We start from the raw sequence: 11,600 nt of genomic DNA on the forward strand, positions 1-11,600 counted from the left end.
CAGATGGACGGTCGGCTCCTTCAACCGACTTCGGGTGTCTGCGAGTCCTGCTCGTACGGTTGCCGGTCGCGGTGCTTCTTCCAGGCCAGGGCGCGCTGGATTTCCAGGTGGCTGAGGCCGGTGGCCGCCGACAGCTCATCCCGGGTGAGCGCCTGGGGCTGAGGTGCCAGTGCGCGGTCGATCTGCCCGGCCCACAGCTCCTCAGCCACGTACGGGCGGGTGCGGTACTCCTGCTGGAGGATGGCCAAGTGCTCGGGGGAGCAGGCCACGACCAGCCGCCGGCCGTCGCGCGCCGGGCTACGGGCGTGGATCGCGGAGGAATCCGGGACGACGCCCAGCTGGCACCCCTCGGTGAGCCGTCGGGCGCACAGGTCGCAGATGTCCGTCTCCGGAACCGGTGAGCGGTCACTTCGCATGCACGTTCTCCTGCCCCTTCCGTGCCCTGACGCACGTTCTGATCGTGTCGGTGGGGCGCAGTATGCCTGCCCTCCATCGGGACGAAAATCTATCCTGACTGCGGTAGACATTCACGTCGGGGTGTGGGTAGTGTTCCTGTCGTAGCCAAGAAGACAGCAGGGCGCGGCAGACACGAACTGCCGCGCAGAGTGTGTGGCACGGTGATGGAATCCGGCGGCCGTTCAGTGCACGTGGCCGCAGGGTTGGTTGCCGGGCCAGGTGACCCGCACAGGGGTCGCCGTGCAGGACCGCAGTAGGCACAAACGCAGTACAGCAAGTGCAGTTCTGACAGCAGGACCAGCAGGACCAGCAGTGGATGAGTGGTCTCTTGGTGAAGGCGCCGGCTGCGGGCGCGCGCGCCAGGAGGTTCGGCAGTGGGGTTCCAAGCCAGAGCAGTTGCGGGACAGGCGACGGGGCTGGCTGCCGGACGGTGGTGCAGTGAAGGCCACCAGCAGGTCGCAGTACCAGCAGTTCGGTTGTTCGCGTAGGTACGGCACGGCAGTGGAATCCGGCGGCCGCTTCATGCGGGAGGGTCGCAGGGGTTGATTGCCGGGCTGGGCGGCCCAGAAGGGGCCGCCACGCAAGTAGCAGCATTTCAGTTGTGATCGCAGGACCGCAGTATCTGAAGTACCAGCAGGTCAGTAGTTCTTCGTCGTTCAGGTACGAGCAGGAAAGGTTCGGAGCGACACCATCAGGATCGCCCGCACGGCAGGTGTGTGTGGGCACTCGCAAGGCCCCGGATTGGAAGGTGGTCCCCGGTCAAGCATTCAAGATCCCCGCATTCCGTGTTCCCCCGACGCGGACTTGCGAATACGGCAGGACCGGCACGCACACGCCGGTAGCAGAAGTAGATGGTGTTTGAATCCGCCCCATGGGGCCCCGGAAGCCAGGTACGGCTCCCGGGGCCCCTCCACGCGTTTCCCCAGGAGGCCGCATGACCATCAGACACGAAGAGGCGTAATGACCGACCACCCCACCGCGAACCCCGCGAGCCCAGCCGACCGGTTCGACGACGAGGACTACCCCGCCTACACCATGGGCCGCGCCGCCGAAATGATCGGCACCAACGCAGCATTCCTCCGCGCGATCGGCGAAGCCCGCCTGATCACCCCCCTGCGGTCCGAGGGCGGCCACCGCCGCTACTCCCGCTACCAACTGCGCATCGCCGCCCGCGCCCGCGAACTCGTCGACCAGGGCACCGCCATCGAAACCGCCTGCCGCATCGTCGCCCTCGAAGACCAACTCGAAGAAGCCCTCCAACTCAACGAGAAACTCCGCAACAACCCAGCCAACTGACCAGGGTGCCGGCCGAGCGGGCGATGTCCGGGCTGCTGCGGCTGGCAAACGCTCCTCTACTGCGGTATCGCGCTGTTTCGGTCTCGCTTGTGTCCTGACCGGCGAGCCCGTCAAGGAGCGGTTCGCCGCGATCCCCGCGCTGCCGTCGCCTGCCTCGTCCCGCACTGCGGGCCGCTACGCCGCACGACGGGATTTCTCGTCCTCACCCAAGCCGCACTCACCCGATGGACGACTGCTGTCACGGGAACGGGCACGCACAGCACGCGCCACGAGTCCGGGTACCGGGTGAGGTCGAGGCAGCCGATGAACAGCAAGCCCGGTGCTACGGTGCCGGCCCCCGCCCCGGCGGGGCCGTCGTGCGATGAAGGCTGGGGCACCACCTGTTCCGCCTCCCCCGCGTGTACCGGGGGTTGAGGAGAATCCGCGCCAGATCGTACGCCGGGGCCGGATCGGTGTCGGCCCCGGGCTGAGGGGGTTTTGCAGCCAGTCCGGTCGCGGATCTGAGGCGTCCGTGGCTCTTCTCCATCCTCCAATTCTGGCACCGCCGGGATCGGCCCATTAGGCCTGCATACGGCCGTGGGTCCCGCATGGATCCGAACTCGGGGCCCATCAGTGCGTGTCCTGCCGGCGGGGCGAACGTCACGTTCCGGGCTGGTTCTGGGCTGCCATCACCAGTCAGCATTTCGTTCGAGTCGTGGCTGGAGCGGGATCGATTGATGCTGTTGGACATTGACCGGCACCGGATTCTCGCTCCTGACCATGAATCACCCTCCGTCTTCGTACAGTTGACTTGCCGTCACTGACAAAGGGGGATTCGTGAGTTCAGCTGCCGATAAGTCCGAAATAACGGCCTTGTCCTTCTGGGTTTCGTACGACGATCAAGATGGTCAACTCGACGACGACGGCGACTCCATGGGCCTGTTCGGCGGTGGGGACGGTGAGGTTCGGCTGAGGAGCGTACCGCTGGGAGCCTTGCGCAAGAACCTCGCCGAGGCCGTTGACGCGTTGCAGCAGGTGTTCACCGAGGCCGCCGCCCGAGGCGGACCGCTACCGCTGCGGGAGGCACACCTGTCCTTCCAGGTGACGGCGAGCGGGGGTGTGCAGTTCGTCGGTTCTGCGCAGATGCAGCGCAGCCACGGCATCACACTGGTCTTCAAGCAGTGACCGGCGTGTGATGGTACGTCACAGAGCCCTCCTCATCGGGGCCAGCGCCTACGAGATGCGCGGTGTCCCGCCCCTTCCCTTCATTCCGGCCGACCTCGCCCGGCTCGGAACGGCGCTCGAGGACCGTGGTTTCGACGACGTGCAGGTCCTGGCCGGGCGCGAAGGCGGCAAGCAGGTTTCGGCAAACTACGTGAACGCCCGGGTGGTCGGCTTCCTCAGGCGCGCCCGCCCGGGCGACACCTTGCTCATCCTGCTGAGCGGGCACGGCGTGCATGCCAGGGGTCGCGACTACCTCGTACCTGAGGACATCGACGAGGACACGCATCCCTTCGAGTCGGGGTGCGTGGCGATCGACTGGCGTGAGCACCTCGACGAGACGCCTGCCGAGCACGTCGTCTTCCTGATCGACGCCTGCCGGGAGGGCATCGAGCAGGACTCGATGGGCGTCGCGAGTGTCAAGCAGTGGAGCCGGCAGAGGATCAGCGCCGCGCTGCGCCGCAAGGTGGCGTACGTGTACGCCTGCTCGCCGGGACAGTACGCGCTGTTCGTACGCCCGCACGACTCCCCCATCAACCCTGTCACCGGGGTCCGGCTCGGCGATTCGTTCAGCATCTTCTCCCGGTCGGTGTCCGACGTCATCGCCGCGCATCCCGGCGCCGCCACACTCCCCCTCGGGCGGTTCCAGGACGCCGTCCAGGACCGGATGGCCGAGTTGCACCACGGGTACCGCAAGAGCGGGCAGCCACAGTCCCTGCGGGTCATAACCGACATCCCGTCCGACGGCTTTCTCTTCCTGCCGTCGCCGAGCGGGCGGTCGGGGCGTGTCCGTGAGCCCTCCGCCGTGATCCGTGAGCCCTCCACAGCGGGAAGGAACGCCGATACGACGGCGTATGAGAGCGCCGGGATGGGTGTCGAGGCCGGCACTCCCCGACCGGCGCATCCGCAGCACGGCGTTCGGCTGGGCCGACGGGTCTTCTCCGCGCTGACCCTGCTCGGCCTGCTCGGCGTCGCGGCCTGGGCCGCGGCCACCTACAACGGAGATGGCAAGGGAAGCGACGCAAAGTCGAACAAGCCCGGATCGGAGACCTCGCTCACGCCCAACTCCTCCGGGGCGCGGCCTTCCAGCACGAACAGCAAGAACGACAAGAACAGTTCAGGATCAGGGGAGACCAGCACATCCAGCATGTCCCCACTGCCCGACTGCACACCGAGCGCTGCGGAGTTGACCGTGCGCAGCCTTCACAACGCATACGGACCCGATGACATCCCCACCCTGCTGCTGACCGCGAAGAACATCACCGGCAGCGACTGCAAGGTCGATCTCGGGCCTAAGAAGACGGTAGTGACCCTAACGCCAGCCAACAGCGCCGACGTCTATTGGTCCTCTGCCGACTGCCCCATGGGCTCTGGCAGTCGGCTCTTCCTAGCGCCCGCCCACAACGACATCACGTACACCGTGAAGTGGGACCGCAAGCCAAGTGCTCCGCAGTGTGGAACGCCTCCGAAAGGGAACGCAGGCTTCGGCACCTATCTAGCGGAGGTCACAGCACCGGGCTTCGGCAAGGCGCAGACATCATTCGTGCTGTCCAAGAACTGAACACACCCCCGTGGAAAGGCTTTGGAGATGGGTGCGTCTCTTCTGTAGGGAGCTTTGACGTGCGCAGTTGCCGACCGAAGGCCGGGTGCTCGATCGTCGTGTTGTCGGGGGCCTGGTTTCGGGGGTGACGGCGATGGTGTCGTGGCTTGATTCCCCTGCCACCGAGCACTTCGCGATCAAGGCGACCCCCGGCGTCACCAGGGCCAGCGCGACGTGGTCCAGTATGGGCAGGGGGACGTGGTCGCCTCCCGGCCATCACGGGCCGTCCGCAGGCGTGGCGGCTAAACGCCGAGCGGACAGCAGCGCAGGCCGGCGTCTTCGAGGTCCGCACGCACGCTCAATCAGCCGGACGGCGTGGCTGCGGTGGAGATGGCCGGGGCCGGGGCGGCGACGTGGACCGCCGTCAGTACAGCTTGGGTGTAGGCCGTGGTCTGTTCGAAGAGGCCGGTGATCTGTGCGTCGGTCCACGCGGTACGGCTGCTGGCGATCACGCGGACGGAGACCTGCAGGTTGCTGTGCCGGGCGACGAGCTCGACAATGGCTATGCCCGCTCCGGACTGCTTGCGCAGGTACCGGTAAGCCTCGGTGCCGGTGTCCGGCTGGGAAAGGGCCTTCCCGTCCGTGGCATAGTCCTTGGCATCGGTCTCCCTGCTGTAGTTGAACTGCCGCTTCGCCAGATCCACGTCGTGCCAGAACGTGATCTTGGTGTCGATCACGCCGTTGGCCAGTGCGCTGTCGGGCGTCCCGCCGGACTGCTGAGACAGGCTCTGTGTGCAGTTCGCCCCCACGGCCGAAGTCGGGTCCGAGCCGCGGTTCTCGGAGCTGAGTGGGCCGGACGGGGTGCCCAGACCTGCGGCGAACGCCTTGTACGTCAACAGCCGGCACAGGTGCTGGGGATCACCGGGTGCCGCGTACGAGCCCGGACCGCTGCGCTCCGCCGGGTCCGCCGAAGGGGTCGCGGAAGAGGTCGGGGCCGCGGACTGGGCAGCCGAGCTGCAGGCCCCCGTCAGCCCAGCAACGGCAAGGAGTAACACCACAGGACCAAGACGTCGCAGATGCATGCGAGGAGCCTAGTGAGTGCGGGCCCCGGGGCATATCCCCTTTGCCAGGAAGGGAGTTGACCGGCCTGCAGGCGGCGCGTGGGCGCGCGGCACCAGTTCGCGCTGAGCGCCGTCGGCCTGCCCTACAGGAGGGCACCGGAGGCTCGGCCAGGGAATCTCGACGGCTCGATGGCCCGCTCGGCCTCCTGCCGATCATCGGCTTCGACAAGGCCGCCGGTCGCCCCACACCAGGATCCCTCCCACTGCCCTAGCTGACGGGAATCCCGGCGACATCAGCGCCTGCTCCGGCTCGATCGTGGCGGATTCATTCCGGTGACTTGACGGGGAAGGGGTCGGTGTTTGATCATCCGCTCAGGAATTCTGTCGGGGACAGCTGGACAGAGGGATACCGGGTATCTCGGTTGATGTGCCCCCGCACCGGGATCTGGCTCGTGAGAGATAGGATCCAGGTGTCCGCCTTCCCGCATGTCAGCCATGGGCCTCAGGCTCCTGGTGGACGAAGTGCCGGACATCTGCTGCCAGGGCGGCCGATGGCGGGGGCCTTATCAGCGGACTACGTCGAAGACGTTCTTCTGCAGGCCGTTGGCGTACACCTCGTGCTCGACGAGCTTCAGCTTCTGCGTGTCCTTGTCTGTGGCGCTGAACAGACGCTTGTGGGCTCTACCGCGACTCCTCAGCCATCCGCATCAGCCCGTCGACGACCTGCTGCTCCGTCACTCCATAGATCGCGCACAGGTCGCGCACATCGCGGGGGTTGGCGGCGCGCTGGCCGAGCTCCAGGCGACTCACCTAGGGCTGGGATACCAGAAGTCGCTCCGCCGCTTGTGTGCTGGTCAGGCCACTGGCCTTGCGGAGCCGGCGGGGCTCGGCTCCCAGATGGTGTGTCCTACGGGTGGGATTGATGATCGCCGCCACGGGTGGTGCGCCTCCAGCTCGCAGGGCCCTCTGCCAGTCGGCAGCCTGTCATGATCAGATTCAGTGAGCGCATTCTGTACTGCCCTGTCGGGGCCATTCGTGACCAACTGCCGGAGTTCACCTATCTGGTGCAAATGGCCCGCCCCAGACTCAGCCGCTGACCTGCGGCCGACCGACCAAACTGTCATGTCGGCATGTGACACAGGCACTTCGGCCGGCTGGTCCGGTTCGGTCGCGAAGTATCGAACTAGCCATGGCCGGACGGGAACCAACCTCGCGCTTTGGTGAAGCGGACCGTCCGACGGGTGGCAGAACAATCGAGAGTGCCGGTGAACTGGGACGATAGGGCTTGTCGAAAGTCCTGTACGTCGCCCAGTCGAGGGCACTCGCCAGGTGAACACGCGTGGCGGGTCGTACCTGCTTGTCCGTGGAGAGGGCACCCGTGACGAATTGTCGCGCGGGCCGGTGGTCGGTGGTCATCGCAAGTTCAATTCGAAGTCCTTCCAGAAGTAGGCCAGGATCCCGGGGCCGTCGGCACACCCGTCCCTGCGACGGCCGTCCTAGCTCCCGCTTGACTGCCCCTGGTGCCATAGATCCAGGGAGGCGGAGTAGGTCGCTGCCGACCGGCCGGTGCCCCGCGGTCACGTCGAAACGGTCACCGTCGATAGGGACGCGGAATCGGTACCCGTGAAATTGGTCGCATGGGTGTCGAACACCCGCGTAAGGCGGACGTCGGCCGGGCAACCGGTCAGCCAGCCGCAGCAGTCGGGGCGCACAGATCTTCTGCACGGCACCATGTCCGAACAGCGCGACGGGAGCACGACGCTTCCGCGTCAGCCGTCACCCATTTGGGCGATGTTGCCCGTTGGTCCGGTGATACATGGAACGGAAAGACCCATCGAACCCAGCACGTACCAGCAGTTCAGAGGCTGATCGCCCAGCACATCCGGTGGCGCACCATGGCCGGCGGCGGGCGGAGCACAGTGTTTGGAAGGACCGTCGGGCGCGGAAGGCTCCGGGCATGAGACGACAACTGCTGGGCGTTGCCGTGGCTACGGCGCTCGCGTGGGTGACGCTGTCGGCGCCGGCCGCCACGGCTACCCAGTCCACCGACGCCGAAGTACATGCCTTCCTCTACAACAAGACCCGGCACAGTTTGACGCTGAAGGTCGAGCACAATACCCGCGGCTGCACCTACGTCCATCCGACTCAGCAGGTTCCACCGGGCGGCTACACGGCCTGGCTCGTCGAGACCTGCGGCGACATCAACATCGACGGCTACGTCACCTACACGATCGACAACACCGGCGGCCAGGGCTACGCCTACACCCACTGGTTCGCCACCGCGGGCGGCCAACCCTCCTACGACGCCCAGGCCGGCGGCCAGTTCACCATGGGAGTCACGCACCCGGGCAATGAAGTGGACTACACCCTCAACTGCCTGATCCCCCACTGCTGACGGCGCTGGCGCAGTACCGCGCCCGCGAAGGCGCCGACCGCCCCATCAGCGACGAGCACGCGGAAGGGATCGTCATCGACGGCCGGGAGCTGTGCGCATCGCGTCCTTGGGGCGCATCGGGGTCCGAGGAGGAACGGAGGAGCCGCCTGACAGGTGTTCAGCAGCCTGTCCGGCGTGACTGCTCGGGCCCGTGGGTGGTTGTACCGGTCATAAGGATGCGAAGTACTGCCGCTGCTCTGGCCTGCGTGGCCGCTGCGGACTGGGCGCCGGCGCCTTCGTCAAGCAGAAGCCCACGGATGAGGTGCAGCAGGAAGGTAGTGGGCTGAGTCGATCGCGGGCAACTGCTCATCCGCAGACCGGGAAAGGAAGTACGTCCGAACCCGCGGTCCGACTTCCGTCCTGAGCCGCGCCTCGTCCCGGGTCGGTGCCAGCCGAGATCCTCTGCGTACGGGCGCCCCGCTGAGATGAACGGCCCACGTGTCTGTAACGCCGTTGTCCCGCCGATCGTCCACGGTGATCTGCAGTGGTTTCTCTGGGTCGACGGCGTCCGGGTTTTCCCAGAACGCGGCCATTCCGCCATTGTCATCACCCGCTGGACGGTGAGACAGCCGTCCGGGCCCACAGCCCTGCAGTGTGTTGATGCCGCGTGCAGCTACCAGCGATACCTGCGGTAACGACCGCCGCAGGACCCTAAGAGGTCGTTTCTTATGGTGGCGCGTCTATAGAGTCAGCGACCGCTGTGGGCATGCGCACCCGTTCCGGAGGGCTGTGAAGGCCACGCCGGCGGATTCGGCAGGAAACAACAGCAGGACGGTGGCGCGGTCCGGCGACGTGATCACGTAGCGCCGCGCGAGGTAGGAAAGTTCTCCCCAGCGTTCCCGAACATGAGCTCGCATAAGGGCCTGGCCGCACCTCGTGCAGGCAATCCACGGCACGAGGACGAGGTCGGCCAGGTCCTGGCCGCTCCCACCCGTCATCTCTTCGGCCGTGCCGCCGCTGTCCTCGATCAACTTCAGCTGGGTCGGTGCGTCATCCCCGCGGCATTGAAGGATCCGAGGCGTGAGCGCCTCTCTCTCGCCCCATGTCTCCGCGAGTACGGAGATCTCGGCTCTGACGGTTTCACTGAGCGGCATCTGGTGAAGGAGGAGCCCGGAGACGAGCAGGCCGAGTCCGGCCTCCTGCTCCCCAATGTCCCAGCAGTCCCTGACTTCCTGGGCCTCAACCTCCGGCAGCAAGTCAGCGAGCCGGTTCCAGACAACGACGTCATCGGTCACCCAGCAGACGCTACCGGCCGGCGCTGACGCCCAGACGCCGGAGGCAGATGAGCATCACCGCGATCGCCGTGAAGCCCATGAAGTGCTCGGGTTTCCGCTCGTAGCGCCGGTGCAGTCGGCGGCATCCTGACAACCACGACATCGTTCGCTCGACCACCCAGCGGTGATGGCCGAGGCGGGTTGAACTCTCGACTCCGCGGCGCGCGATGCGTGGGACGATGCCGCGTGCCCGCAGCCATCTCCGCAGGTGGTCGTAGTCGTAGCCCTTGTCTCCGTGCAGTCCGGCAGGCCGTCGGCGGCGCGGTCCGCGCCGGGACCGGATGGGCGGGATGCCCAGTACCAAGGACTCCAGAGCTTGGCTGTCGTGCAGGTTGGCTCCCGAGATGGCGACCGAGATCGGCAGGCCGTTACGGTCGCAGATGAGATGAATCTTCGATCCATTCTTGCCGCGGTCGGTCGGATTCGGTCCCGTCAGTGGCCCCCTTTGAGGGCGCGGATGCTCACAGAGTCGATGGCGCACCGCGACCAGTCCAGCTCACCGGTTGCACCGAGTTCGTCCAGGACGACTCGGTGCAACCGGGCCCACACCCGATCTCGGCTCCAGTGCGCAAATCGGCGGTAGACCGTCTGCCAACCGGCGCCGAAGACCGGTGGGAGCTGACGCCATGTACAGCCGGACGTGGCGACGAACACGATGGCGGCCAGTACCTCCCGGTCTTCAGTACGGCGACGACCACCACCCTGCGGCCGTTGCACAACTGTCGGTGGCACCACCCGCCGGAAGAGGTCCCACAACTCGTCCGGAACCAGATGTTCGACCAGTCTCTCCATACACCCCTAACGCCCTCAAAGCACCAAAAGAAACGACCTCTAAGCCGCTACGGCTGGCACGCCCACGAGTCGCAACCGGGGTGACGGACAGCCTTTGTGGATGGCCGCCGCCCCGGTTGCGACATTGGGATTAGCGTTTGCCCGTCATCTCACCAAGACAGAGGGCAGGCGGTTCTCTCGCATGTCACGGACCGTCCGGAGAACCGGTGATCGATGCTTGCCCGTCAGCATCGGTGGCTGGCCGGACGCCCACGGCGCAGTGGTAGCACAGGTACTCGATCTCGTCGTGCCGGTACCACTCATGCGCGCCGCAGGCCTTCGAGCCCTTCGGGAAGAGCCGTCCGAATGCGGAGGGGAGGAGGCTTCTCGCTCTTCTTCGCCATCTGCATTTGGCCATACTGGCTCATTTCCGTATCTGTCGCGAATGGCTGCGGGTCACGTCACCATGAGAAGGCCAGGATCCCAGCGCACCCAATCCCAATCCCGCCCCGACGATTTCGCAACCTCCGAAGAAGCACGCGGCACCGGCTGCTGCGACCCCCAGGGCGCCCAGCCCCCACTTCGCGTAGGTGCGTAGGTGATGATGAGCACGGCGGTGCTGTCGGTTGTTCCGCCCCTGCGACTTCTTCGAGTTGCTGCTACGCGATCCCCTGCTGCCGCGGGCTTTCTGTTCCTTCTTGATTTTCTGCTTCATCGCTTTGGGCGTGCTCGGTTGCCGATAGAAGTGCTCAAGTTCGGTATCGGACCAGTCTTTGAACTCGCTGCTGCGCTGGTTGCCTCAGGCCGTGCGCCCGTCCAGATCGAGCCCGTTCAGCGGATCCTGGTTGGCGTAGTCGTAGGCGTTGGAGCTGCCACCACTGCAACGAAGCACGCCAACGCGATGCGTGCAGAGGTGATAGTCCGTCAGGTCGGCGGGGTGCTGCGAGTGCGCGTCACCGACGACGGGCTGGGCGGTGCCGACGCCGCCGCCGGCACGGGGCTGAGCGGGCTGGCCAAGCGGGTCGGCTCCCTCGACGGGGCCTTCCACGTCAGCAGCCCCGTTGGCGGGCCCACCACCATCACCGCGGAGCTGCCGTGCGCGCGGTGATCGCCGAGGATTCGGTGTTGTTGCGGGTCGGCCTGATCAAGGTGCTGGAGATGGGCGGGTTCCAGGTCGCCGCGGAAGCCGGCGACGCGGAGGGGCGGTTGGCGGCAGTGGCGGAGCACCGGCCCGAACGTGCCTTGATCGACGTCCGGATGCCGCCCGGCTTCACCGACGAGGGGGTGCGGGCGGCGATGGAGACCCGTCGGCGCTGGCCGGGGACGCCGGTGGTGCTGCTTTCGCAGTACGTGGAGGAGCGGTACGCGGCTGACCTGCTGTCTGCGAACACCAGCGCTGTGGGCTACCTGCTCAAGCAGCGGGTCGCCGATGTCGCCGACTTCGTGGCGGCGGTCCGGCGAGTGGCGGACGGGGGCACGGCCCTGGACCCGCAGGTCGTCGCCCAGTTGCTCCTGCGGCGCGACAGCGACCCGCTCGCGCGGCTGACCCCCCCCGTTACCGTCTTCGT

General features: G+C 66.6%; 10 protein-coding genes and 2 pseudogenes. 6 read left to right on the forward strand and 6 right to left on the reverse strand.

Annotation, left to right across the window (positions count from 1 at the left end; genetic code table 11):
• Positions 1-20: 20 nt before the first annotated feature.
• Positions 21-416, reverse strand: a complete 396-nt coding sequence (locus tag LNW73_RS04685; protein WP_250989040.1) for a hypothetical protein — start codon at positions 414-416, stop codon at positions 21-23.
• 1,000 nt (positions 417-1,416) lie between these two features.
• On the opposite strand from LNW73_RS04685, the gene LNW73_RS04690 reads away from it, so the two are divergent.
• The 3 genes from LNW73_RS04690 (at position 1,417) to LNW73_RS04700 (ending at position 4,513) form a co-directional block, all read left to right on the forward strand.
• On the forward strand, positions 1,417-1,752 hold the full coding sequence (locus LNW73_RS04690; protein WP_250989041.1) for a MerR family transcriptional regulator: 336 nt from the start codon (positions 1,417-1,419) through the stop codon (positions 1,750-1,752).
• 816 nt (positions 1,753-2,568) lie between these two features.
• On the forward strand, positions 2,569-2,916 hold the full coding sequence (locus tag LNW73_RS04695) for a Pepco domain-containing protein (RefSeq protein WP_250989042.1): 348 nt from the start codon (positions 2,569-2,571) through the stop codon (positions 2,914-2,916).
• Between the two features lie 10 nt (positions 2,917-2,926).
• On the forward strand, positions 2,927-4,513 hold the full coding sequence (locus tag LNW73_RS04700) for a caspase family protein (protein WP_250992801.1): 1,587 nt from the start codon (positions 2,927-2,929) through the stop codon (positions 4,511-4,513).
• Positions 4,514-4,854: 341 nt separating this feature from the next.
• Here LNW73_RS04700 and LNW73_RS04705 read toward each other — a convergent pair whose 3' ends face one another.
• From LNW73_RS04705 to LNW73_RS04715, 3 genes and pseudogenes are all read right to left on the reverse strand, one after another.
• Positions 4,855-5,388 carry a hypothetical protein gene (locus LNW73_RS04705; protein WP_250989043.1) on the reverse strand — a complete coding sequence of 178 codons (534 nt, stop codon included), beginning with the start codon at positions 5,386-5,388 and terminating at the stop codon, positions 4,855-4,857.
• 731 nt (positions 5,389-6,119) lie between these two features.
• A pseudogene (locus LNW73_RS04710) lies at positions 6,120-6,233 on the reverse strand (dihydrofolate reductase family protein); the annotation flags it as partial.
• 1 nt (position 6,234) lies between these two features.
• Entirely contained in the window at positions 6,235-6,363 is a 129-nt protein-coding gene (locus LNW73_RS04715; protein ID WP_308407637.1) for a hypothetical protein, read from the reverse strand.
• A 1,147-nt stretch (positions 6,364-7,510) separates the two neighbouring features.
• On the opposite strand from LNW73_RS04715, the gene LNW73_RS04720 reads away from it, so the two are divergent.
• Positions 7,511-7,948: a hypothetical protein gene (locus tag LNW73_RS04720; RefSeq protein ID WP_250989044.1), complete on the forward strand. Its 438-nt coding sequence runs from the start codon at positions 7,511-7,513 to the stop codon at positions 7,946-7,948.
• 719 nt (positions 7,949-8,667) lie between these two features.
• Here the strand turns inward: LNW73_RS04720 and LNW73_RS04725 are convergent.
• A complete protein-coding gene (locus tag LNW73_RS04725) occupies positions 8,668-9,222 on the reverse strand; it encodes a hypothetical protein (protein WP_250989045.1) in 555 nt (184 codons plus the stop codon).
• Between the two features lie 10 nt (positions 9,223-9,232).
• A protein-coding gene (locus LNW73_RS04730) for an IS5 family transposase (protein WP_374118036.1) occupies positions 9,233-10,053 on the reverse strand; the annotation gives its coding sequence in 2 pieces (ribosomal slippage) (positions 9,233-9,720 and positions 9,720-10,053; 822 coding nt in all).
• Between the two features lie 880 nt (positions 10,054-10,933).
• On the opposite strand from LNW73_RS04730, the gene LNW73_RS04735 reads away from it, so the two are divergent.
• A complete protein-coding gene (locus tag LNW73_RS04735) occupies positions 10,934-11,140 on the forward strand; it encodes a hypothetical protein (RefSeq protein ID WP_441349471.1) in 207 nt (68 codons plus the stop codon).
• Positions 11,128-11,583, forward strand: a pseudogene (locus LNW73_RS04740) (response regulator); the annotation flags it as partial. The gene LNW73_RS04735 and the pseudogene LNW73_RS04740, both read left to right, overlap by 13 nt.
• Positions 11,584-11,600: the final 17 nt, after the last annotated feature.

This window comes from Streptomyces sp. RKAG337 (assembly GCF_023701715.1).
Lineage (GTDB): Bacteria > Actinomycetota > Actinomycetes > Streptomycetales > Streptomycetaceae > Actinacidiphila.